The sequence below is a fragment of the Pseudomonas berkeleyensis genome, from assembly GCF_014109765.1.
Taxonomy (GTDB): Bacteria; Pseudomonadota; Gammaproteobacteria; order Pseudomonadales; family Pseudomonadaceae; genus Aquipseudomonas; species Aquipseudomonas berkeleyensis.
On the sequence record NZ_CP059139.1, the window covers coordinates 779,646 to 802,256 of the forward strand.

Below are 22,611 nucleotides of genomic sequence, written 5' to 3' on the forward strand. Positions count from 1 at the left end.
ATGCTGGCTCTTGGTGCGCGTATCGCTGCGGTCAGCGGTGGGGTGGGCGTCATCTACCTGCATGGCGATCTGGGGGCAGGCAAGACCACGTTGTCACGCGGTATTCTGCGTGGCCTGGGCCATGCCGGGGCCGTGAAAAGCCCGACCTTCACCTTGGTCGAGCCCTACGAGATCGGCGCACTGCGGGCGTTTCATTTCGACCTTTATCGCCTGGTCGATCCGGAGGAGTTGGAGTTTCTCGGCATCCGCGACTACTTCGAAGGCGACGCGTTATGCCTGATCGAGTGGCCGCAGCGTGGCGAGGGCGTTTTGCCAAAGCCTGACCTGGACATTACCATTAGCCCCCAAGCGAGCGGCCGTTCGCTGTTGCTGCAAGGGCATGGGACTCGAGGGGATGCCTGGTGCAAGGCCCTGAGCGGCAAGGTTTAGATAAGAATCGATGGGGTTGGGTATGCGCATAGGCGCGCTGGTTACCGCAGTGGCAGTGTTGTGGGCTGCCCTGGCTGCCGAGGTACTGGCTGCCTCCGATGTACGTGGCGTGCGTTTGTGGCGTGCCCCGGACAACACTCGCCTGGTTTTCGATCTGTCCGGCCCGGTACAGCACAGTGTCTTTACCCTGGCAGCGCCTGACCGCATCGTCATCGATGTCAGTGGTGCCAAGCTGTCGACCAATCTCGAGCAGCTTTCGCTCGCCAATACTCCGATCACCGGTGTCCGCTCCGCTCAGCGCAGTGCCGATGACCTGCGGGTGGTCATCGACCTGTCGGCCCCGGTGACGCCGAAGAGTTTCTCCCTGGCGCCCAATCAGCAGTACGGGCATCGCCTGGTGGTCGACCTGTTCGACCAGGGCAGTGCGCCGCCTGCCCAGACGCCCAGTGTCGCCGCTACTGCACCACCTGTACCGGTGACACCGACCCAGCCGCCGCCCAAGCTGACGCCTGTGCCAAACGGCAAACGTGACATCGTCATCGCCATCGATGCTGGTCACGGCGGTGAGGATCCTGGGGCGCTTTCGCCGGTCAAGGGGCAGTACGAAAAGAACGTGACCCTGGCCATTTCCAAGGAGCTGCAGCGGCAGATCAATGCCGAGAAGGGCTTCCGTGCCGAGCTGGTGCGTACGGGGGATTACTTCATCCCGCTGCGCAAACGTACCGAGATCGCCCGCAAGAAGGGCGCCGATCTGTTCGTCTCCATTCATGCCGATGCCGCGCCGCGTTCTTCGGCGTTCGGTGCCTCGGTGTATGCCCTGTCCGAGCGCGGCGCCACGTCGGAAACCGCGCGCTGGCTGGCCGATGCCGAGAACCAGTCGGATCTGATCGGTGGTGCCGGCAACGTCAGTCTCGACGACAAGGACAAGATGCTGGCTGGCGTGTTGCTGGATCTGTCGATGACTGCTTCGCTGTCTTCCAGTCTCAATGTCGGGCAGAAAGTCCTGTCGAACATGGGCAGCATTACCCCGCTGCACAAGCGCCGCGTCGAGCAGGCAGGGTTCATGGTGCTGAAATCGCCGGATATTCCCTCGATCCTGGTGGAAACCGGGTTCATCTCCAATCCTAACGAGGCGAAGAAACTGCACACTGCCAGCCACCAGCAGGCACTGGCGCGCTCGATCACTTCCGGAGTTCGGCAGTTTTTCCACGAAAACCCGCCGCCTGGTACGTACGTGGCCTGGCTGCGTGACGAGGGCAAGATCGCCGCCGGCCCGCGTGAGCATGTGGTGGCTCGTGGTGAAAGCCTGGCGCTGATCGCTCAGCGCTACCAGATCAGCCTTGCCACCCTGCGCAGCGCCAACAAGCTCAATGGCGATGTGATCAAGGTTGGCCAGACATTACAGATACCTGCCACAGCGCTGGCGGCCCAGTAGTGAGTGTCATGTCCCGTATTCATTTGCTCAGCCCGCGCCTGGCCAACCAGATTGCCGCGGGCGAGGTGGTCGAGCGTCCGGCTTCGGTGGCCAAGGAGCTGCTGGAAAACAGCCTGGACTCCGGTGCTCGGCGCATCGATGTCGAAGTGGAGCAGGGCGGTATCAAGCTGCTCAAGGTGCGCGACGACGGTGGCGGCATCGCGGCCGACGACCTGCCGCTGGCCCTGGCGCGCCACGCCACCAGCAAGATTCGTGAGTTGGAAGACCTCGAAGCCGTGCTCAGCATGGGCTTTCGCGGCGAGGCGCTGGCATCGATCAGTTCGGTCTCGCGTCTGACCCTGACCTCGCGCACCACCGATGCCGAACAGGCCTGGCAGGTGGAGACCGAGGGTCGCGACATGGAGCCGCGGGTGCAGCCAGCTGCGCACCCGGTGGGCACCTCGGTGGAAGTGCGTGATCTGTTCTTCAACACCCCGGCGCGACGCAAGTTCCTGCGTGCCGAGAAGACCGAATTCGATCACCTGCAGGAAGTGATCAAGCGTCTGGCGCTGGCGCGTTTCGATGTCGGCTTTCATCTGCGCCACAACGGTAAGACCGTGCTCAGCCTGCATGAGGCGGGCGATGAGATCAGCCGTGCGCGGCGAGTGGCTTCGGTCTGCGGGCCGGCCTTCCTGGAACAGGCGCTGCCGATCGAGATAGAGCGCGGTGGCCTGCGGCTGTGGGGGTGGGTCGGTTTGCCGACCTTCTCCCGTAGCCAGGCGGATCTGCAGTATTTCTACGTCAATGGGCGCATGGTGCGCGACAAGCTGGTGGCCCATGCGGTGCGCCAGGCTTATCGCGATGTGTTGTTCAACGGCCGTCATCCGACCTTCGTGCTGTTTTTGGAAATCGATCCGGCGACAGTGGACGTCAACGTTCATCCGACCAAGCACGAGGTGCGTTTTCGCGACAGTCGCATGGTGCACGACTTCCTCTATGGCACTCTGCACCGTGCTCTGGCTGATGTCCGCCCGGAAGATCAGGTCGCCGCTCCAGCGGCCGTATCGCCCATGGTGCGCCCGACAGGGCTGGCTGCCGGTGAGTTCGGGCCGCAAGGGGAAATGGGCCTGGCCGCCAGCATTCTTGAAGCGCCAGCGCCCAGCGTGCAGCCGGCTTGGCGCGGCAGTGGCGCTGGCTACCAGCAGCCTGTAGGTAACCCTGGCGTATCGGCTGGCGAGGCCCAGGCTGCTTACCGCGAGTATTTTTCTCCGTTGCCGGCGGCGCAGCCTCAATCCCTGCCGCAGGAGCAAGGCGACATTCCCCCGCTTGGTTATGCTGTGGCGCAACTCAAGGGCGTATACATCATCGCCGAGAATGCTCAGGGCATGGTCGTGGTGGACATGCACGCCGCCCATGAGCGCATCACTTACGAGCGCCTGAAGCAGGCCATGGCCAGTGAGGGGCTGCGTGGGCAGCCACTGTTGGTGCCGGAATCCATCGCCCTCAGCCAGCGCGAAGCGGATTGTGCAGAGGAGCACGGCGAGTGGTTCCAGCGCCTGGGCTTCGAGTTGCAGCGCCTTGGTGAAGAAACTGTGGCGATTCGCCAGATTCCGGCCCTGCTCAAACAGGCCGAGGCCACCCAGTTGGTGCGTGATGTATTGGCCGATTTGCTGGAGTACGGCACCAGTGACCGTATTCAGGCGCATCTGAACGAGTTGCTGGCGACCATGGCCTGTCATGGCGCGGTGCGCGCCAATCGGCGCCTGACCCTTCCCGAGATGAACGCCCTGCTGCGTGACATGGAGCAGACCGAGCGCAGCGGCCAGTGCAACCACGGTCGTCCGACCTGGACTCAACTGGGCATGGATGACCTCGACAAATTGTTCCTGCGGGGGCGCTGATGGCTGCAGGTTTGCCACCCGCCATCTTCCTGATGGGGCCTACCGCTGCCGGCAAGACCGACCTGGCGCTCGAACTCGCCCGTCTGCTGCCCTGCGACCTCATCAGCGTCGACTCGGCATTGGTCTATCGCGGCATGGATATCGGCACGGCCAAGCCTGAGCGTGCCATTCTCGACGAATTTCCCCACGCCTTGATCGATATTCGCGACCCGGCCGAGAGCTATTCGGCGGCGGAGTTTCGCGCCGATGCGCTGGCGGCCATGGCGCACAGTGCTGAACAGGGGCGCATCCCGCTGCTGGTGGGCGGCACCATGCTGTACTACAAGGCCTTGTTGCAGGGACTGGCCGATATGCCCAGTGCCGACCCGGTCGTGCGCGCCGAACTGGAAGCGCGTGCCGCCGCCGAAGGATGGGAGGCTTTGCATCGAGAGCTGGCCGAGGTCGATCCTGAGTCGGCTGCGCGCATTCACCCCAATGATCCGCAGCGGCTGACGCGAGCACTCGAGGTCTACCGGGTCAGCGGTTTGAGCATGACCGAGCACCGTCGCCGTCAGGCAGCAGGAAATCCCGACGCGGGCACATCGGCCACCGGGCAATTACCCTATACTGTTGCTCAGCTTGCTATCGCACCGGCGCAGCGTCAGATTCTGCATGAGCGCATCGCACAACGATTTCGAGTGATGTTGGAACAGGGTTTTGTCGAAGAGGTCGAAGCTCTGCGCAGTCGAAGTGACTTGCACGCGGGATTACCGTCTATACGGGCAGTGGGTTATCGCCAGGTCTGGGAATATCTGGATGGCGATCTGACCCACGACGAGATGGTCGAACGCGGCATCATTGCCACTCGGCAGTTGGCCAAGCGTCAATTCACCTGGTTGCGCGGTTGGGACGATTTGCACTGGCTGGACAGTCTGGCCTGCGACAATCTGTCTCGCGTCTTGAAATACCTGGAAAGCGTCTCCATATTGAACTGAGACCTTGCCGCTGGCCGTCTATCCTTGGGGGTGAGGCGGTCTGAAGCCATTGTTTACTTACTAAAATTATTGAAATTGATCCTCGAAAGGAGTGCGGCACATGTCAAAAGGGCATTCGCTACAAGACCCTTACCTGAATACCCTGCGTAAGGAACGCGTCCCTGTTTCCATCTATCTGGTCAACGGCATCAAGCTGCAGGGCCAGATCGAGTCTTTCGACCAGTTTGTCATTCTGCTGAAGAACACCGTCAGCCAGATGGTCTACAAACACGCCATTTCTACCGTCGTGCCTAGCCGTCCGGTACGCCTGCCTAGCGCTGGTGATGCCGAGCAAGGCGATGCCGAGCCGGGTAACGCCTAAATAGGGGGTTGCATTGTTCTTCGAGCGTCATGAGGGCGGTGAGCGGGCCATCCTGGTTCATCTGGACGGCCAAGACTCCGAGGCGAGCGAAGATCCCCAGGAGTTCCAGGAGCTGGCCATGTCGGCAGGTGCCGACATGGTCGCTTTCTTTAGCGTGCCCAGCAGTCGCCTGACGGCCAAGTACCTTATCGGTAGTGGCAAGGTCGAGGAGCTGCGTGATCAGGTCAAGGCTGAAGAGGCCGATCTGGTCATCTTCAATCACACCCTGACACCGAGCCAGGAGCGCAACCTCGAACGTGCGTTCGAATGCCGCGTGCTCGATCGTACCGGGTTGATCCTCGATATCTTCGCCCAGCGTGCGCGTACCCACGAAGGCAAGCTGCAGGTCGAACTGGCGCAGCTCGACCATATGAGCACGCGTCTGGTGCGTGGCTGGACTCACCTTGAGCGGCAGAAGGGTGGTATCGGTCTGCGCGGCCCGGGTGAAACCCAGCTGGAAACCGACCGCCGCCTGCTGCGTGTGCGTATTCGCCAGATCAAGCAAAAGCTCGAGAAGGTGCGTAGCCAGCGTGAACAGGCGCGGCGCGGGCGCAAGCGCGCGGACATTCCTTCGGTTTCCCTGGTCGGTTACACCAACGCCGGCAAGTCCACGCTGTTCAACGCGTTGACCACTTCCGATGTGTATGCGGCCGACCAGCTCTTCGCCACGCTTGACCCGACCCTGCGTCGTCTGGAACTCGACGACCTCGGTCCCATCGTGCTGGCCGATACCGTGGGTTTCATTCGCCACCTGCCGCACAAGCTGGTCGAGGCCTTCCGCGCTACGCTGGAAGAGTCGAGCAATTCCGATCTGCTGCTGCACGTGATCGATGCCCATGAACCTGAGCGCATGGCGCAGATCGAGCAGGTGCAAGCTGTGCTCAAGGAGATCGGCGCGCACGAATTACCGATGCTCGAGGTATACAACAAGCTGGATTTGTTGGATGGTGTCGAGCCGCAGATTCAACGCGATGCAGATGGCAGGCCGCAGCGAGTCTGGTTATCTGCTCGTGAGGGGCGTGGCCTGGAATTGTTGCGTCAGGCTGTGGCAGAGCTGCTTGGCGATGATTTGTTCGTCGGCACCCTGCAATTGCCGCAACGCCTCGGACGGCTTCGTGCACAGTTTTTCGCCCTGGGCGCAGTGCAAAACGAAGGACACGATGAGCTGGGGCAGAGTCTGCTGTCGGTGCGACTGCCGAGAGTCGAACTCAATCGCCTGGTGTCCCGCGAGGGCTTGGAGCCTCAGGCGTTCATCGAGCAACATACTTTGCAATAAAGCCTGGGACAGTGGCTTTGCTGTCTCCATAGGGCTTTGGGTAGCATTGGCCGGCGCGCCGTGGGCGCGCCTTTGCTTTATCAGTACGGAGAACGCTATGGCTTGGAATGAGCCGGGTGGAAACTCGAACAATCAAGACCCTTGGGGCGGCCGCAAAGGCGGTGGGCGCCAGGGCCCGCCGGATCTCGACGAAGCGTTCCGCAAGCTGCAAGAAAGCCTCAATGGCTTGTTCGGCGGCGGTAAGAAACGTGGTGACGACGATTCCGGACGCAGCAGTGGTGGCGGTGGCTTCGGTCTGCTGTTCGTTGGTCTCGGCCTGTTGGCGGTGATCTGGCTTTACAGTGCGATCTATGTGGTGGACGAGCAGGAGCAGGCCGTGGTGCTGCGCTTCGGCAAATACCATGAGACCGTTGGGCCGGGTCTGAACATCTACTTCCCGCCGATCGATCGCAAGTTCCAGGAGAACGTCACTCGTGAGCGTGCCTATAGCAAGCAAGGCGCGATGCTGACCGAGGACGAGAACATCATCGAAGTGCCACTGACCGTGCAGTATCGCGTCAGCAACTTGCAGGACTTCGTACTCAACGTCGACCAGCCGGAAGTCAGCCTGCAGCATGCGACCGACAGCGCCGTGCGTCACGTCGTGGGCTCCACCGAGATGGATCAGGTGCTGACCGAAGGTCGTGAGCTGATGGCCACTGAGGTGCGTGAGCGCCTGCAGCGCTTCCTCGACAACTATCGCACCGGTATCACCATCACCCAGGTGAACATCCAGAGTGCCGCTGCGCCGCGTGAGGTGCAGGAAGCGTTCGATGACGTGATCCGTGCGCGTGAAGACGAGCAGCGTGAGAAGAACCAGGCCGAGTCCTACGCCAATGGCGTGATTCCGGAAGCGCGCGGCCAGGCCCAGCGTCTGCTGGAGGAAGCCAACGGTTATCGCGACGAGATCATCGCTCGCGCCCAGGGTGAGGCTGATCGTTTCACCAAGCTGGTGACCGAGTACCGCAAGGCGCCTGAGGTCACTCGTGAGCGTCTGTACCTGGACACCATGCAGGAAATGATGAGCAACACCAGCAAGGTTCTAGTCACTGGCGACAAGGGGCAGAACAACCTGCTCTATCTGCCGCTGGACAAGATGATCGACAGCCGTGGCGGTGCCTCTTCCTCCAGTTCTGCCAACAGCAGCAATTCGACAACGCGTGATTCGGCCGTGCCGCTGAGCAGCGATCTGTCGCAGCGTAACCTGCGTACTCGGGAGGGCCGTTGATGAGCAACAAGTCCCTGATCGGCCTGATCGTGGCCGTGGTTGTGGCCCTGGTGGCGTGGAACAGCTTCTACATCGTCGCGCAGACCGAGCGTGCGGTGCTGTTGCAGTTCGGGCGAGTGGTTCAGCCTGATGTGCAGCCTGGCCTGCATGTGAAGATCCCCTACGTCAACCAGGTGCGTATCTTCGACGGCCGTTTGCTGACGCTGGATTCGACGTCTTCTCGTTTCCTCACCCTGGAAAAGAAGGCGCTGATGGTCGACGCCTATGCCAAATGGCGGGTGAAGGATGCCGAGCGCTTCTATCAGGCCACCTCCGGCATGAAGCAAGTCGCTGATGAGCGTCTGGCGCGTCGTCTGGAAGCTTCGCTGCGTGACCAGTTCGGTAAGCGTACTCTGCACGAGTCGGTATCCGGCGAGCGTGATGCATTGATGGCTGACGTGACTGCGACCCTCAACCGTGCTGCCGAGCGTGAGCTGGGCATCGAGGTTGTCGATGTGCGAGTCAAGGCCATCGATCTGCCGCGTGAAGTCAACCGTAGCGTGTTCGAGCGGATGAGCACGGAGCGTGAGCGGGAAGCCCGCGAGCACCGCGCCAAGGGTCGTGAATTGGCTGAAGGTATTCGCGCTGATGCCGATCGTCAGCGTCGCGTACTTCTGGCTGAGGCTTATCGTGAGTCCGAAGAGCTGCGCGGTGATGGTGACGCCCAGGCTGCCGCCATCTACGCTGCCGCCTATGGTCAGGATCAGGAGTTCTACTCCTTCTACCGTAGTCTGCAGGCGTACCGCGAAAGCTTCGCTGACAAGCGCGATGTGCTGGTGCTTGACCCGAGTAGCGATTTCTTCCGCTACCTGGAAAAGTCCAAGCGTTGATCGGCAACCCTGGCGGCGCGATGCGTCGCCAGGGTGACCTCGAAGTAAAACGTGGTATCATGCGGCAGCCGGGAAAATCCCGGCTTTTTTGCGTCTGTGGGAATCATGTGGCAGGAACTTGGCATCGCACTGTGTCTGGTATTGGTGCTGGAAGGCATCCTGCCCTTCCTCTATCCGCGTCATTGGCGCGGAGCGGTATTGCAGGCAATTCGCCTGTCCGACCACCGACTGCGCCTGATGGGGCTGGCCAGCATGCTGCTGGGAACAGCTCTTCTTTATCTGCTTCACTGAAGGCTTGTGCCGCCCGGTTCAAGAGGGGAATGGCGAAATGGCAACGGTAGACCGCTGGCTGCTGCCAGATGGCATCGAAGAAGTACTGCCGCCGGAAGCGGCGCGCATCGAGGCGGCACGCCGCCAGGTGCTGGATCTGTTTCAACGCTGGGGTTACGAGTTCGTCGTCACCCCTCATATCGAGTACTTGGAATCCCTGCTCACTGGCGCTGGCCAGGATCTCGACCTGCGTACCTTCAAGGTCACCGATCCGCTATCTGGTCGGCAGATGGGCTTTCGTGCCGACATCACGCCGCAGGTTGCGCGCATCGATGCGCACACCTTGCGCCGCGAAGGCCCCAGCCGTCTGTGCTATGCCGGTAGTGTGCTGCATGCCAAACCGCGTGCATTGACCACTTCGCGCAGCCCGATTCAGCTCGGCGCCGAGCTCTATGGCGATGCCAGCCCGGCCAGTGACATCGAAGTGATCAGTCTGCTGGTGGAAACCCTGGAGCTGGCTGCGGTGCCGGACGTGCACATGGATCTCGGTCATGTCGGTATCTACCGTGGCCTGGCGCGCGCCGCTGGTCTGTCAGGTGAGGCCGAGCAGCAACTGTTCGATGCATTGCAGCGCAAGGCCATGGATGAAATCGAAACCCTGACCGCGGCTCTGCCGGCAGGGCTGGGCAGCATGCTGCGCTCGCTGGCCGAGCTGTGCGGTGGGCGTGACGTGCTGGATCTGGCTCAGGCTGCTTTGGTCGAGGCGCCCGATGAAGTGCACGCCGCGCTCGATGAACTGGTGGCCATTGCTGATGCTCTGGAGCTGCGTTATCCGGAGTTGCCGCTGTACTTCGACCTGGGTGAGTTGCGTGGCTACAACTATCACACCGGGGTGGTATTCGCTGCCTTTGTGCCTGGTGAGGGTGGTGCCATCGCTCAAGGTGGTCGTTACGACGACACCGGTGCGGTATTTGGCCGGGCGCGCCCGGCGACTGGTTTTTCCACCGACCTGAAGACCCTGGTGACCTTGGGTGACATGCGTCTGGATGAGGTGGTGAGTGGCGTCTGGGCGCCGGACAATCATGACCTCTATCTGTGGCAGGCCGTTCGTCGTCTGCGTGGTGAGGGCGAGCGCGTGGTACAGGCGCTGCCCGGGCAGAGCGAGGCGGATGCGCGCGAGGCAGGCTGTGACCGCCTGCTGGCGCTGCGCGATGGACGTTGGCAGGTGGCGCCCCTGGCGTCCTGAATTCATTTTCGCCGGCCCGCGGCCGGCATCGAAGCTTGCGCGAAGAGGACAAGTTTATGGGTAAGAATGTCGTCGTCCTGGGCACCCAATGGGGTGATGAGGGCAAGGGCAAGATCGTCGATCTGCTCACCGAGCAGGCTGCCGCAGTCGTGCGTTACCAGGGCGGCCACAATGCTGGCCACACCCTGGTGATCGATGGTGAGAAGACCGTCCTGCACCTGATTCCGTCCGGCATCTTGCGTGAAGGCGTCGAGTGCCTGATCGGCAATGGTGTGGTCGTCGCACCTGATGCGCTGATGCGCGAGATCACCAAGCTGGAAGAGAAGGGCGTACCGGTGCGCGAGCGTCTGCGCATCAGCCCGGCCTGCCCGCTGATCCTGTCCTATCATGTGGCCCTGGATCAGGCGCGCGAGAAGGCGCGTGGCGATGCCAAGATCGGCACCACCGGCCGCGGTATTGGCCCTGCTTACGAGGACAAGGTGGCTCGTCGCGGTCTGCGCGTCGGTGACCTGTTCCATCGCGAGCGTTTTGCCGCCAAGCTGGGTGAGTTGCTGGATTACCACAACTTCCAGCTGGTCAACTTCTACAAAGAGCCGGCCATCGACTTCCAGAAGACTCTGGATGAGTGCATGGAGTACGCCGAGCTGCTCAAGCCGATGATGGCCGACGTCACCGCCGTGCTGCATGACCTGCGCCGTGACGGTAAGGACATCATGTTCGAAGGTGCTCAGGGCTCGTTGCTGGACATCGACCACGGCACCTACCCTTACGTCACCAGCTCCAACACCACCGCTGGCGGCATTGCCACTGGCTCTGGTTTCGGCCCGCTGTACCTGGATTACATCCTCGGTATCACCAAGGCCTACACCACCCGTGTCGGTTCCGGCCCGTTCCCGACCGAACTGTTCGACGATATCGGCGCCTTCCTCGCCAAGCGTGGCCATGAGTTCGGTGCCACCACTGGTCGTGCCCGTCGCTGCGGCTGGTTCGATGCCGTGATCCTGCGTCGCGCCATCGAGATCAACAGCATCTCCGGCCTGTGCCTGACCAAGCTGGACGTGCTCGACGGTCTGGAAACCATCCGTATCTGCACCGGCTACAAGGATGCCAATGGTCAGGTGCTGGTCGATGCGCCGACCGATGCTGACAGCTACATCGGCCTGCAGCCGGTCTACGAGGAAATGCCGGGTTGGAGCGAGTCCACCCTGGGCGCCAAGAGCCTGGAAGAGCTGCCGGAGGCCGCTCGTGCCTATATCAAGCGCGTGGAAGAGCTGGTCGGTGCGCCGATCGACATCATCTCCACCGGTCCGGATCGCAACGAAACCATCGTACTGCGTCATCCGTTCGCCTGATCGACGTTTGTCGAGCTGAAAGAGCCGCCTTCGGGCGGCTTTTTTGTTGCCTTCCTGTTCGTGGTGTTTGTTTTGCTGGGCGGCGCCACTGGCGCGTTTTGCGCCCATACTGCTGGCTGTTGGTTGGTTTATCGCCGTTTTTCAGTGCGAGCCTGGGCATGCGCTTTGCTTGTGCTCAATAAATCCCGGAAGTCGCCGTTATAGCTGATACGGTCGTTGAGGAGTGTCCCCAGTGTTCGCCATCCTTTCCATGTTGCGCAGCCGCTTGCTGCGCCCTGTGTTCGTTGCGCTCGGTCTGGCCATGCTGGTGCAGGTCGGGCTGGCGGTGTGGTTGATGCGTGCTTCGGTCGACGGCATGGTCGAGGATCTGGCGCAGCGTCTGGGTGGTGAGAGTCGCCGCCTGGGCGAAGAGTTGAGCATGGCTGAGCGCGAGATGAGTCAGGGCCTGGCAGCGTTGGCCAGCAGTACCCGCACCCGTCTTGGTGAAGGGCTTTCCGGGCAATTGAAGGATGAGCAGCAGCAGCTTCGTGTCGTGCTTGAAGGCAATCTCAAGCAATCCGGCCAGGCGCTGGCGCAATTGCTCGCAGGCGTCGCTCCGAAATCCATCTGGGATCTGGATATTCCGGCGCTGACCGCGCTCACGCGTATCGCTCAGCAGGAACCGGCCGTGCTGTTCGCCATCATCTACGACGGTGAAGGCAAGCGGCTGACGCGCAACTTCAATCGCAGCAGTGCTCAGGTGCGCGAGCTGATCGCGGCGGGGCAGGGTGACTCGCCGTTGGACAAGCTGGTCGACGCGGCATCGCGTGATGCGCGCGTCTATGTGGTTGAGGCCAGTATCAATCCAATGGGCGCACAGATCGGCAAGGTGCAGATGGGGTTGTCGCTGGATGTGGTCGAAAAGGAGCTGACAGCGCTGGATGGTCGTTTCACGGCGCTGGTCGGCGGCGCGGGGGAATTGGTCGATAGCAGTCTGGCGGGTGCTTCCGAGGAGGCTACCCGGGCGCTGCGCGAGCGTTTGCAGTCGGCCGAGCGTTACACCCAGGAAATGGCGCGCAATGGTGGTGAGTCGGTGCGGGTGGCGGCGGATTCATTGCGCTGGAACATCGCTTTGGGCTTGTTGATCGTCGGGGCGCTGGCCATGGTCGTGGTGGCGCTGGTGCTTGGCTGGCGGGTGCTCAGCCGTTTGCGTCTGCTCAGCGCGGCGCTGAACGATCTGGCGGCGGGCGAGGGCGATCTGACCCGGCGTGTGAGTATCGATAGCCAGGACGAAGTGGGCGAGATGGCGGATGCGGTCAACCGTTTCATTGCCAAGCTGCAGCCTATCGTTCGTGAGTCGGGAGAAGTGGCGCTGCGTACCGGTGAGCAGATTCGCAGTCTGACCCAGCGCGGCGTAGCGGCTGAAGCGGCTGCTGGGCGTCAGCGCGACGAGGTGGCGGGCAGTCTGCAGGCGCTCGAGCGCATGGCCGATGAGGCGCAGGCGGAAAGCCAGGCCATGCACGAAGCGTTGCGGCGGGTGGACAGCATTCGCCAGGCCGCGCATGAGAACGCTGCTATCGCCCAGCGCTTGTCGTCATTGATCGAGGGCTTGGTGGCGCGCGTGGCTGACGGTTCGGCGGTAATCGAGCGGCTGGCCAAGCAGAGCGAGCAGATCGAAGTGGTGCTGACGGTGATTCAGTCCATCGCCGAGCAAACCAACCTGCTGGCGCTCAACGCGGCCATTGAGGCGGCGCGCGCGGGCGAGAGTGGGCGTGGCTTTGCTGTGGTGGCGGATGAGGTGCGGGCTCTGGCCAGCAAGACGCAGCAGTCCACTGGTGATATTCAGACTCATATCGCCGCTCTGCAACGTGGCGCGCGTGAGGCGGTGGCAGCTATCGCCCAGGCTGGTGAGCAGGGTAGCGAGGGGTTGGAGGTGCTGCGCGACAGTGCGCGCCTGCAGCAGTCGGTACAGCAGTCTGTCGATGATGTGCATGGCGCAATCACTACCGCCACTCAGGCAGCAGCGCATCAGGCGGAGGGGGCTGGTGCCGTACGCGGCAGGGTTGAGGTCATTCATGCTGAGGCGCAGCGTGCTGCCGAAGCCGTGGCGGCGATTGCTGGCAACGCGCGAGCGCTCGATGAGCTGGCGGCGCAACTCAAGGCCAGTCTGGGGCAGTTCAAGGTGTAGGGTGCGCTGTGCGCACCTCGCTGCTCTGCGGTCTTGGCGGTGCGTGCGAGGTGGGGTGCTTTTTTGCGGGCAATAAAAAACCGAGCCTTAGCTCGGTTTTTTGAAATTTGGTGCCCAGGAGAAGACTCGAACTTCCACGGCCGTTAAGCCACTGATACCTGAAACCAGCGCGTCTACCAATTCCGCCACCTGGGCACTGCAGCAATGTTCGTCGTTACCGACACGGAGCGTTGCATCCGTTATTTGCAAAGCAGGTTATCAAGCTGCTTCACGAAATTTGGTGCCCAGGAGAAGACTCGAACTTCCACGACCGTTAAGTCACTGATACCTGAAACCAGCGCGTCTACCAATTCCGCCACCTGGGCACTGAAACCGATGATTCCTCATCTGCTTCGTGTTACAACGTCTGCTCGACGCTGTGGGCGCGAACTATACGGGCGGGCATTTACCTTGTAAACCCCTGACCCTGAAAAAATTATTGTCGCCGGAAAAGCTGCCGCGAAAGTCGTTTTCGCGCTTCAATAGGCAAATGGCATACACCTCTATACATAAGCATAGGTAATCCTTCCTACATGGCCGATTGGCAATCCCTCGATCCCGAGGCCGCCCGCGAGGCGGAAAAATACGAAAATCCCATCCCCAGCCGTGAGCTGATTCTTTCGCACCTGGCCGAGCGCGGTGCGCCAGCCAGTCGTGAACAACTGGTCGAAGAGTTCGGCCTGCATACCGAAGATCAGCTGGAGGCCTTGCGCCGCCGTCTGCGCGCCATGGAGCGCGACGGCCAGCTCATCTATACCCGCCGTGGGACATATGCGCCGGTGGACAAGCTCGATCTGATCTGCGGTCGCATCAGCGGTCACCGCGATGGCTTTGGCTTCCTCGTGCCCGATGACGGCAGTGACGACCTGTTCCTCAGCCCAGCGCAGATGCGCCTGGTGTTCGACCGTGATCGCGCATTGGTGCGGGTTGCCGGTTTCGATCGCCGTGGTCGCCGCGAAGGCGGCATCGTCGAGGTAATCGAGCGCGCCCATGAGAGCATCGTTGGCCGTTACTACGAAGAGAACGGCATCGGTTTCGTGGTCGCCGACAACCCGAAGATCCAGCAGGAAGTGCTGGTCACCCCGGGCCGTACCAAGAACGCCCGCGTTGGCCAGTTCGTCGAGATCAAGATTACCCACTGGCCCACTTCGCGCTTCCAGCCGCAGGGTGACATCGTCGAGGTGATCGGCAACTACATGGCGCCGGGCATGGAAATCGACGTTGCCCTGCGCAGCTACGATATTCCGCATGTCTGGCCCGAGGCGGTGATCAAGGAAGCTCGCAAGCTCAAGCCCGAGGTGGAAGAGAAGGACAAGGAGAAGCGCATCGATCTGCGCCATCTGCCGTTCGTCACCATCGACGGTGAAGACGCGCGCGACTTCGATGACGCCGTTTACTGCGAGAAGAACAGCAGTCGCTGGAAGCTGTTCTCCGGCGGCTGGAAGCTCTACGTGGCGATCGCTGATGTGTCGCACTACGTCAAGGTCGGCTCGGCGCTGGACGCCGAAGCCACCGAGCGCGGCAACTCGGTGTACTTCCCCGAGCGGGTGGTGCCGATGTTGCCGGAGGAGCTGTCCAACGGCCTGTGCTCGCTCAATCCGCATGTCGATCGCTTGGCGATGGTCTGCGAAATGAGCATGTCCAAGAGCGGGCAACTGGTCGACTACCAGTTCTATGAAGCGGTGATCCATTCCCATGCACGCCTGACCTACAACAAGGTCAGCTACATGCTGGAAGATCCGAAGGGTGCCGAAGGCAAGGCCCTGCGCAGCGAGTACAAGGAAATCCTGCCGCACCTCAAGCAGCTCTATGCGCTGTATCAGGTGCTGCTGGCCGCTCGTCACGAGCGTGGCGCCATCGATTTCGAAACTCAGGAGACGCGTATAGTCTTCGGCTCGGATCGCAAGATCGACGAAATTCGTCCGACCCAGCGCAACGACGCGCACAAACTGATCGAGGAATGCATGCTGGCTGCCAACGTGGCCACCGCGCAGTTCATGCAGAAGCATGAAATCCCCTCGCTCTATCGTGTGCACGACGGCCCGCCGCAGGAGCGTCTGGAGAAGCTCAAGGCCTTCCTCGGCGAGCTCGGTCTGTCGTTGCAGCGTGGCAAGTCCAAGGACGGCCCGTCGCCCAAGGACTACCAGAAACTGTTGGAGAGCATCCGTGAGCGTCCGGATTACCACCTGATCCAGACCGTGATGCTGCGCTCGCTCAGTCAGGCGGTTTACAGCTCCGATAACAACGGCCACTTCGGCCTGAACTACGAGGCGTACACCCACTTCACCTCGCCGATTCGTCGTTATCCGGATCTGCTGGTGCACCGTGCGATTCGCAGCGTGATCCGCTCCAAGGCCGATACACCGCACGTGCGCCGTGCCGGTGCGACGATCATGCCGCGTGCACGTATTTATCCTTATGACGAAGCCGCGCTGGAAAAACTCGGCGAGCAGTGCTCGATGACCGAGCGACGTGCCGACGAGGCCACGCGCGACGTGGTCAACTGGCTCAAGTGCGAGTTCATGCAAGATCGTGTCGGCGAGACCTTCGCCGGGGTGATCACCGCCGTGACCGGCTTCGGTATCTTCGTCGAGCTGCGCGATATCTATGTCGAAGGCCTGGTGCATGTCACCGCGCTGCCGGCGGATTACTACCACTTCGACCCCGTGCATCATCGTCTGTCCGGCGAGCGCAGTGGGCGCAGCTTCCGTCTGGGCGATAGCGTCGAGGTCAAGGTCATGCGCGTCGATCTCGACGAGCGCAAGATCGAATTCGAGCTGTCCCAGGCCGCTGAGCGTGAGGCCGTTGGTCGTAGCGGGCGCGCTGGCAAGGCGCCGAGCATGGGCAATACCGACGTGCAGAAGAGCCGAGACGTGAAGAAGGCGCTCCTGGCCGGCGCCAAGGCTGGCAAGGGTGCGAGTGGCAAGTCGGCGAGCAAACCTGCCGGTGGTTCGCGCAAAGGCTCCGGGCGTGGCGACAGTGCCCCGCCACCTGCAGGCAAACCGCGCAAGCGTAAGGCCAAGTCATGAGTGATCTGGAAAAGATCTACGGCGTACATGCCGTAGAAGCCTTGCTGCGTCATCACCCCAAGCGGGTGAAGCAGGTCTGGCTGGCTGATGGCCGTAGCGATCCCCGGGTGCAACCCTTGCTGGAGCTGGCTGCGCAGTCTCGCGTGAAAGTGGGGCAGTGCGAGCGCCGTGAGATGGATGCCTGGGTCGAGGGCGTGCACCAGGGTGTGGTTGCCGATGTCAGCCCCAGCCAGGTCTGGGGCGAAGCGATGCTCGAGGAGTTGCTCGATCGCTGCGAAGGCCCGCCTTTGCTGCTGGTACTCGATGGCGTGACCGATCCGCACAACCTGGGGGCCTGCCTGCGTACGGCGGATGCCGCCGGTGCGCTGGCGGTAATCGTACCCAAGGACAAATCGGCAACCCTCAACGCCACGGTACGCAAGGTGGCCTGCGGCGCTGCCGAGGTGATTCCGCTGGTGGCGGTGACCAACCTGGCGCGCAGTCTGGAGAAGTTGCAGCAGCGCGGCTTGTGGGTGGTCGGTACGGCCGGCGAGGCCGAGCAGGAGGTCTATCAGCAGGACATGACCGGGCCAACGGTGCTGATCATGGGCGCCGAGGGCAAAGGCATGCGTCGCCTGACTCGCGAGCACTGCGACTATCTGGTCAAGCTGCCAATGGCTGGCAGTGTCAGCAGCCTCAACGTCTCGGTCGCCACCGGCGTCTGTCTGTTCGAGGCAGTGCGTCAGCGTCAGGCCAAGCGCAAGGCATAGGGCAAAGCGCTACGGTAGGGCGTACTCGGCTTTGGCATCCTGCGTCGCTCTACCTACTGCATCCATGCAGTGTGGTAGGGCGTACTCGCGAAGCAGTACGCCTTGCGGGCTGCAGGCTATGATTGGCGGACTGTTCGCTTCGCTCCTGAGTTCGCCCTACGTTTTAGCCTCCAGCTGTTGTTCAAATAATCGCCAATCCGCCTTGCGTGCGGCGAGGGGCTTCTCTAGAATGGCGCCCCTTGCCGTGACGGCAGGCCTTTTCGCGCCCACCGTCCAGCAAGCTCATCACGAGAAAACCCACTCCTTGCCTGACCACCTTTGTTGGCAGGCTACAACCCGTAAGGAGCATTTATGCGTCATTACGAAATCATCTTTCTGGTTCACCCGGATCAGAGCGAGCAAGTCGGCGGCATGGTCGAGCGTTACACCAAGCTGATCGAAGAAGACGGTGGCAAAATCCACCGCCTGGAAGACTGGGGCCGTCGTCAGCTGGCTTACGCCATCAACAACGTCCACAAAGCCCACTACGTGATGCTCAACGTAGAGTGCACCGGCAAGGCCCTGGCCGAGCTGGAAGACAACTTCCGCTACAACGACGCCGTGATCCGTAACCTGGTCATCCGTCGCGACGAGGCCGTCACTGGCCAGTCCGAGATGCTGAAGGCCGAAGAAAACCGCAGTGAGCGCCGCGAGCGTCGTGAACGTCCTGAAAACGCCGAGTCCAACGACGGCGATGACAGCGACAGCAACGACAGCGACAACGCTGACGAGTAATCCACGGATCTATTGAGGAGCCAATCACATGGCACGTTTCTTCCGTCGTCGTAAATTCTGCCGCTTCACCGCTGAAGACGTGAAAGAGATCGATTTCAAAGATCTCAACACTCTGAAAGCCTACATCTCGGAAACCGGCAAAATCGTTCCTAGCCGTATCACCGGTACCAAGGCTCGTTATCAGCGTCAGCTGGCCACCGCTATCAAGCGCGCCCGCTTCCTGGCCCTGCTGCCCTACACCGACAGCCACGGCCGCTGAGACCGGACGGTCGACAAGAGTTAAGGAATAGATCGCATGCGCGCCCTTGCTGAATACATCATGCGCGGCCGTATGCAGGCCACCCTCGTGGTGGTCGGGTCGGCAGCGATGCCGCTGTTGTTCTGGTTGAGTGCCGCCGCCGGGAGCCTGGTGCTGCTGCGGCGCGGAGCCAACGATGCCATCGGCATCCTGGCGTGGGCCATGCTACCGGCGCTTGTCTGGTGGTATTTCGGCGAACCCCGCACCTTGCTGGTGCTTGGTGGTGCGCTGGGGCTGGCGTTGTTTTTGCGCGCTGGCTGGTCGTGGAACCGCATACTGCTGTGCAGTGTGGTGCTGGGCCTGGTGTATGGGCTGATTCTTGGGGCGGTTTTCCGCGAACCCATCGAGGCCATGGCCGGTGAGCTGAAGAAGCTCCTGCCGACCATGCTCGACGGGGTTCACCAACAGATGTCGGTGGACGAACGCGCGCGCCTCGAGGGCCTGATTACACCGGTGCTGATCGGACTGATGGCGTCCTTGCTGCAGGTCGTCAGCCTGCTGAGCCTGATCCTTGGGCGTTACTGGCAGGCAGCGTTGTACAACCCGGGTGGTTTCGGGCGTGAGTTTCGTGCCCTGAGACTGTCTCTGCCGCAGGCGCTGTTACTGCTGGCGGGCATGCTGATCGGCCCTAATCTGGGGCCGGAAATGGGCATGCTGACGCCGCTGTGCAGTGTGCCGTTGCTGGTCGCTGGGGTCGCCCTGGTGCACGGCCTGGTGGAAAAGGGTGGGCTCGGCCGCTTCTGGCTGGTCGGGCTGTACGTGACGCTGCTGGTGGTAATGCACCTGATCTATCCGCTGCTGGTTGTCCTGGCCCTTGTCGACAGTCTGTTTGATTTTCGTGGTCGCCTCGCTCGCAAGAGTGGCCCCACGAACGGTGAAGGTTAAAAGTTAAGAGGTAAGACCCAAATGGAAGTCATCCTGCTGGAAAAAATCGCCAATCTGGGCAACCTGGGCGACAAAGTGAACGTTAAGGCTGGTTACGGCCGTAACTTCCTGCTGCCGCAAGGCAAAGCTACCGCTGCCACCGAAGCCAACGTCGCTGCTTTCGAAGCACGTCGCGCCGAGCTGGAAAAAGCCGCTGCCGAGAAGAAAGCTTCCGCTGAATCTCGTGCTGCTCAGCTGGCTGAGCTGGAAGTCACCATCACCGCCACCGCTGGCGATGAAGGCAAGCTGTTCGGTTCCATCGGCACCCACGACATCGCTGACGCCCTGACCGCCTCCGGCGTTGAAGTGGCCAAGGCTGAAGTGCGTCTGCCGAACGGCACCATTCGCCAGGTTGGCGAGTACGACGTAGCTGTGCACCTGCACACCGACGTCGAAGCCACCGTCAAGGTGATCGTGGTTGCCGCTTAATTAAGCAGCCGCCAAGCGGGCTTGCACTCCGGTGCAGGTCTGCTGACAATCGGGCACGGTATCGCTCTTGCGATCCGTGCCCTTTGTTTTTCTATCGCAGCATTTTTTTCCCGAGCCTATGAACGACATCACCATTCCCGAGCAATACGACCTGCAGACTGCTGCCCTGAAAGTGCCTCCGCACTCCATCGAGGCGGAACAGGCGGTGTTGGGTGGCCTGATGCTCGACAACAACGCCTGGGAGCGCGTGCTCGATGGGGTATCCGACGTCGACTTCTATCGTCACGACCATCGGCTGATCTTTCGCGCCATTTTCAAGCTGGCCGAGCGTAATGAACCGTTCGACGTGGTGACCCTGTCCGAGCAGTTGGACAAGGAAGGACAGTTGTCGCAGGTCGGCGGCCTGGCTTATCTCGCCGAGCTGGCCAAGAACACACCGTCGGTAGCCAACATCAAGGCCTATGCGCAGATCATTCGCGAGCGCGCCACCTTGCGAAAGCTGATCGGTATCAGCAATGAGATCGCCGACAGTGCCTACGCCCCGGAAGGCCGTACCGGCGAGGAGATTCTCGACGAAGCCGAACGCTTGATCTTCCAGATCGCTGAAGATCGACCGAAAACCGGTGGCCCGGTGGGCATCAATGACATTCTGGTCAAGGCCATCGACCGTATCGACACACTGTTCAACAACGGCGATGCGATTACCGGTTTGTCTACCGGCTTCGACGACCTGGACAACCTGACCAGCGGCCTGCAACCGGCCGATATGATCATCGTCGCTGGCCGTCCGTCGATGGGTAAGACCACCTTCGCCATGAACCTGGTGGAAAACGCGCTGATGCGCAGCGACAAGGCGATCCTGGTGTACTCCCTGGAGATGCCTTCGGAGTCCATCGTCATCCGTATGCTCGCCTCGCTGGGGCGTATCGACCAGACCAAGGTGCGTGCCGGCCAACTGGATGACGACGATTGGCCGCGGCTGACCAGCGCGGTCAACCTGCTCAACGACCGCAAGCTGTTCATCGACGATACCGCCGGTATTTCCCCGAGCGAGATGCGTGCGCGTACCCGCCGGCTGGCCCGTGAGCATGGCGAGATCGGCCTGATCATGGTCGACTACCTGCAGCTGATGCAGATTCCGGGTTCCAGTGGCGACAGCCGGGTCAACGAAATCTCCGAGATTTCGCGCTCGCTCAAAGGTCTGGCCAAGGAATTCAACTGTCCGGTCATCGCCCTGTCGCAGCTCAACCGGGGTCTGGAGCAGCGTCCCAACAAGCGCCCGATCAACTCCGACTTGCGTGAATCCGGTGCGATCGAGCAGGACGCCGACATCATCCTGTTCGTGTACCGCGACGAGGTGTACCACCCTGAGACCGAGTACAAGGGGGTGGCGGAAATCATCATCGGCAAGCAGCGTAACGGTCCGTTGGGTACGGCGCGTCTGGCTTTCCTCGGCAAGTACTCACGCTTCGAGAACCTGGCGCCGGGCAGTTATCAGTTCGACGACGAATAGATCCAGACCTCCTGTAGCCACTCTCACGAGCACATGGCCCCTTCGCTGGCTGTGTGCTCCGTGCGTCCTGCCCTCCCTGCGATGGTTTTCGCAGCCATGAGGGCGTGGCACAGATCAATGAAAACGGGCGTCCAGCGGTTAAGATGGGCGCCCGTTTTTCGTTCAGGCCTTCAGTCATGCGTCCGCTTGCCGCCATCGTCGACCTTTCCGCCATCGCCCACAATTACGCTGTCGCCAAGCGCTGCGCGCCAGGACGCCAGGCGTTCGCCGTGGTCAAGGCCAACGCCTATGGGCATGGTGTGCGTGAGGTGGTCACGGCGCTGCATGAGGTGGCTGACGGTTTCGCCGTAGCCAGCCTGGAGGAGGCGGCAGAGGTGCGTGCGATGCATGGCGAAGCGCGCATCCTGCTGCTCGAAGGCTGCTTCGAGGCCGGTGAATATGCCATCGCCGCCCAGCTCGGTCTGGACGTGGTGGTGCAGAGTGCAGTGCAGGCAGCGGCGCTGCTTGTCAGCGAGCTGTCGCGACCGCTCAACGTCTGGCTCAAGCTGGACTCAGGGATGCATCGCCTGGGTTTCGATGCTGCCGATTTGCGTCAGTGGCATGCGCACCTGCAAGGCGCTGCGCAGGTGGCCGAGCTCAATCTGATCAGCCACTTCGCCTGTGCCGACGAGCGCAGCCACCCATTGACCGAGCAGCAGGTCGAGCGCTTTCTCGATGTGCTGGATCTCGATTTCGATCACCGCTCACTGGCCAATTCGGCAGCCGTGCTCACTATCCCTGCTGCGCATATGGATTGGTTGCGTCCCGGCATCATGCTTTACGGCGCCACGCCTTTTGCCGACCTTGGCGTCTCTGCGCTCGGTCTGAAACCAGCGATGACCCTGGCAGCAAGGGTGATCGCCGTGCGCGAAGTCGCGGTAGGCGACAGCGTCGGTTATGGCGCGACCTGGGTGGCCGAGCGCCCATCGCGAATTGCCACGGTCAGTTGTGGCTACGCCGACGGCTACCCGCGCCACGCCCCGAGCGGTACGCCGGTGCTGGTGTCGGGCCAGCGTGCAGCGCTGGTTGGCCGGGTATCGATGGACATGCTGGCAATCGATATCACCGACTTGCCGGAGGCCGATATCGATTCGTCGGTGGAACTATGGGGGGCGAGCCTACCGGTGGATGAGGTGGCGGCCGCTTGCGGCACCATCGGCTACGAGCTGCTGACCAAGGTCACCGCCCGTGTGCCTCGTCGTTATATCGGCTAGTGGGCGCTCTGATAGGGCGGGTGCGACCCGCCCAGCGG

General features: G+C 61.7%; 20 protein-coding genes, 2 tRNA genes and 1 pseudogene. 21 read left to right on the forward strand and 2 right to left on the reverse strand.

Features of this window, described 5'->3' with window-relative positions; all coding sequences use genetic code 11:
- The 13 genes and pseudogenes from tsaE to HS968_RS26590 all read left to right on the forward strand — a co-directional run bounded on the left by tsaE (position 1) and on the right by HS968_RS26590 (position 13,565).
- Entirely contained in the window at positions 1-429 is a 429-nt protein-coding gene (tsaE, locus tag HS968_RS03580) for a tRNA (adenosine(37)-N6)-threonylcarbamoyltransferase complex ATPase subunit type 1 TsaE (RefSeq protein WP_249929088.1), read from the forward strand.
- 10 nt (positions 430-439) lie between these two features.
- Positions 440-1,864, forward strand: coding sequence for an N-acetylmuramoyl-L-alanine amidase (locus HS968_RS03585; protein WP_202884199.1), 1,425 nt, complete (start codon positions 440-442; stop codon positions 1,862-1,864).
- Positions 1,864-3,744, forward strand: a complete 1,881-nt coding sequence (mutL, locus tag HS968_RS03590; protein ID WP_170965142.1) for a DNA mismatch repair endonuclease MutL — start codon at positions 1,864-1,866, stop codon at positions 3,742-3,744. Before HS968_RS03585 ends, mutL begins: the two co-directional genes overlap by 1 nt.
- Complete coding sequence (gene miaA / locus HS968_RS03595; protein ID WP_182370184.1) at positions 3,744-4,718, forward strand: tRNA (adenosine(37)-N6)-dimethylallyltransferase MiaA; 975 nt, start codon at positions 3,744-3,746, stop codon at positions 4,716-4,718. Before mutL ends, miaA begins: the two co-directional genes overlap by 1 nt.
- A 100-nt stretch (positions 4,719-4,818) precedes the next feature.
- A complete protein-coding gene (hfq, locus tag HS968_RS03600) occupies positions 4,819-5,079 on the forward strand; it encodes an RNA chaperone Hfq (protein WP_106737292.1) in 261 nt (86 codons plus the stop codon).
- A 13-nt stretch (positions 5,080-5,092) separates the two neighbouring features.
- Complete coding sequence (gene hflX / locus HS968_RS03605; protein WP_182370185.1) at positions 5,093-6,394, forward strand: ribosome rescue GTPase HflX; 1,302 nt, start codon at positions 5,093-5,095, stop codon at positions 6,392-6,394.
- A 97-nt stretch (positions 6,395-6,491) separates the two neighbouring features.
- Positions 6,492-7,661 (forward strand): FtsH protease activity modulator HflK, encoded by a 1,170-nt coding sequence (gene hflK / locus HS968_RS03610; protein WP_119692002.1) that lies wholly within the window; start codon positions 6,492-6,494, stop codon positions 7,659-7,661.
- Entirely contained in the window at positions 7,661-8,530 is an 870-nt protein-coding gene (gene hflC / locus HS968_RS03615; RefSeq protein WP_119692001.1) for a protease modulator HflC, read from the forward strand. Before hflK ends, hflC begins: the two co-directional genes overlap by 1 nt.
- Before the next feature lie 105 nt (positions 8,531-8,635).
- Positions 8,636-8,821, forward strand: coding sequence for a DUF2065 domain-containing protein (locus tag HS968_RS03620; protein WP_106737288.1), 186 nt, complete (start codon positions 8,636-8,638; stop codon positions 8,819-8,821).
- 37 nt (positions 8,822-8,858) lie between these two features.
- Positions 8,859-10,046, forward strand: a complete 1,188-nt coding sequence (locus HS968_RS03625) for an ATP phosphoribosyltransferase regulatory subunit (protein ID WP_179623758.1) — start codon at positions 8,859-8,861, stop codon at positions 10,044-10,046.
- A gap of 56 nt (positions 10,047-10,102) precedes the next feature.
- Entirely contained in the window at positions 10,103-11,398 is a 1,296-nt protein-coding gene (locus HS968_RS03630; protein ID WP_182370186.1) for an adenylosuccinate synthase, read from the forward strand.
- Between the two features lie 1,141 nt (positions 11,399-12,539).
- A pseudogene (locus tag HS968_RS26585) lies at positions 12,540-12,659 on the forward strand (hypothetical protein); the annotation flags it as partial.
- A gap of 201 nt (positions 12,660-12,860) precedes the next feature.
- Positions 12,861-13,565, forward strand: coding sequence for a methyl-accepting chemotaxis protein (locus tag HS968_RS26590; protein WP_407681650.1), 705 nt, complete (start codon positions 12,861-12,863; stop codon positions 13,563-13,565).
- Positions 13,566-13,673: 108 nt separating this feature from the next.
- Here HS968_RS26590 and HS968_RS03640 read toward each other — a convergent pair.
- Together HS968_RS03640 and HS968_RS03645 are read right to left on the reverse strand one after the other, a co-directional pair.
- A tRNA-Leu gene (locus HS968_RS03640) sits at positions 13,674-13,760 on the reverse strand.
- Between the two features lie 83 nt (positions 13,761-13,843).
- Positions 13,844-13,930 (reverse strand) — tRNA-Leu (locus tag HS968_RS03645).
- Positions 13,931-14,137: 207 nt separating this feature from the next.
- Here HS968_RS03645 and rnr point away from each other — a divergent pair.
- From rnr to alr, 8 genes are all read left to right on the forward strand, one after another.
- On the forward strand, positions 14,138-16,633 hold the full coding sequence (rnr, locus tag HS968_RS03650) for a ribonuclease R (protein ID WP_179623760.1): 2,496 nt from the start codon (positions 14,138-14,140) through the stop codon (positions 16,631-16,633).
- On the forward strand, positions 16,630-17,382 hold the full coding sequence (gene rlmB / locus HS968_RS03655) for a 23S rRNA (guanosine(2251)-2'-O)-methyltransferase RlmB (protein WP_106737283.1): 753 nt from the start codon (positions 16,630-16,632) through the stop codon (positions 17,380-17,382). Before rnr ends, rlmB begins: the two co-directional genes overlap by 4 nt.
- A gap of 351 nt (positions 17,383-17,733) precedes the next feature.
- The gene (gene rpsF / locus HS968_RS03660; RefSeq protein WP_003246846.1) at positions 17,734-18,156 is read left to right on the forward strand and encodes a 30S ribosomal protein S6; all 423 of its coding nucleotides are present in this window, start codon (positions 17,734-17,736) and stop codon (positions 18,154-18,156) included.
- A 28-nt stretch (positions 18,157-18,184) separates the two neighbouring features.
- Positions 18,185-18,415 (forward strand): 30S ribosomal protein S18, encoded by a 231-nt coding sequence (gene rpsR / locus HS968_RS03665; protein WP_003246847.1) that lies wholly within the window; start codon positions 18,185-18,187, stop codon positions 18,413-18,415.
- 36 nt (positions 18,416-18,451) lie between these two features.
- Positions 18,452-19,339, forward strand: a complete 888-nt coding sequence (locus HS968_RS03670; protein WP_182370190.1) for a YybS family protein — start codon at positions 18,452-18,454, stop codon at positions 19,337-19,339.
- A 21-nt stretch (positions 19,340-19,360) separates the two neighbouring features.
- Positions 19,361-19,807 carry a 50S ribosomal protein L9 gene (rplI, locus tag HS968_RS03675; RefSeq protein ID WP_106737281.1) on the forward strand — a complete coding sequence of 149 codons (447 nt, stop codon included), beginning with the start codon at positions 19,361-19,363 and terminating at the stop codon, positions 19,805-19,807.
- 118 nt (positions 19,808-19,925) lie between these two features.
- A complete protein-coding gene (dnaB, locus tag HS968_RS03680) occupies positions 19,926-21,320 on the forward strand; it encodes a replicative DNA helicase (RefSeq protein ID WP_106737280.1) in 1,395 nt (464 codons plus the stop codon).
- 176 nt (positions 21,321-21,496) lie between these two features.
- Positions 21,497-22,573: an alanine racemase gene (alr, locus tag HS968_RS03685; RefSeq protein WP_182370192.1), complete on the forward strand. Its 1,077-nt coding sequence runs from the start codon at positions 21,497-21,499 to the stop codon at positions 22,571-22,573.
- Positions 22,574-22,611: the final 38 nt, after the last annotated feature.

Excerpts from the sequence above, each read along its gene's own strand:
- tsaE (WP_249929088.1), top strand. The coding sequence starts at position 1 with ATGCTGGCTCTTGGTGCGCGTATCGCTGCGGTCAGCGGTGGGGTGGGC.
- HS968_RS03585 (WP_202884199.1), top strand. The coding sequence starts at position 440 with ATGGGGTTGGGTATGCGCATAGGCGCGCTGGTTACCGCAGTGGCAGTG.
- miaA (WP_182370184.1), top strand. The coding sequence starts at position 3,744 with ATGGCTGCAGGTTTGCCACCCGCCATCTTCCTGATGGGGCCTACCGCT.
- hfq (WP_106737292.1), top strand. The coding sequence starts at position 4,819 with ATGTCAAAAGGGCATTCGCTACAAGACCCTTACCTGAATACCCTGCGT.
- hflK (WP_119692002.1), top strand. The coding sequence starts at position 6,492 with ATGGCTTGGAATGAGCCGGGTGGAAACTCGAACAATCAAGACCCTTGG.
- hflC (WP_119692001.1), top strand. The coding sequence starts at position 7,661 with ATGAGCAACAAGTCCCTGATCGGCCTGATCGTGGCCGTGGTTGTGGCC.
- HS968_RS03620 (WP_106737288.1), top strand. The coding sequence starts at position 8,636 with ATGTGGCAGGAACTTGGCATCGCACTGTGTCTGGTATTGGTGCTGGAA.
- HS968_RS03625 (WP_179623758.1), top strand. The coding sequence starts at position 8,859 with ATGGCAACGGTAGACCGCTGGCTGCTGCCAGATGGCATCGAAGAAGTA.
- HS968_RS03630 (WP_182370186.1), top strand. The coding sequence starts at position 10,103 with ATGGGTAAGAATGTCGTCGTCCTGGGCACCCAATGGGGTGATGAGGGC.
- HS968_RS26590 (WP_407681650.1), top strand. The coding sequence starts at position 12,861 with ATGGCCGATGAGGCGCAGGCGGAAAGCCAGGCCATGCACGAAGCGTTG.
- rnr (WP_179623760.1), top strand. The coding sequence starts at position 14,138 with ATGGCCGATTGGCAATCCCTCGATCCCGAGGCCGCCCGCGAGGCGGAA.
- rlmB (WP_106737283.1), top strand. The coding sequence starts at position 16,630 with ATGAGTGATCTGGAAAAGATCTACGGCGTACATGCCGTAGAAGCCTTG.
- rpsF (WP_003246846.1), top strand. The coding sequence starts at position 17,734 with ATGCGTCATTACGAAATCATCTTTCTGGTTCACCCGGATCAGAGCGAG.
- rpsR (WP_003246847.1), top strand. The coding sequence starts at position 18,185 with ATGGCACGTTTCTTCCGTCGTCGTAAATTCTGCCGCTTCACCGCTGAA.
- HS968_RS03670 (WP_182370190.1), top strand. The coding sequence starts at position 18,452 with ATGCGCGCCCTTGCTGAATACATCATGCGCGGCCGTATGCAGGCCACC.
- rplI (WP_106737281.1), top strand. The coding sequence starts at position 19,361 with ATGGAAGTCATCCTGCTGGAAAAAATCGCCAATCTGGGCAACCTGGGC.
- dnaB (WP_106737280.1), top strand. The coding sequence starts at position 19,926 with ATGAACGACATCACCATTCCCGAGCAATACGACCTGCAGACTGCTGCC.
- alr (WP_182370192.1), top strand. The coding sequence starts at position 21,497 with ATGCGTCCGCTTGCCGCCATCGTCGACCTTTCCGCCATCGCCCACAAT.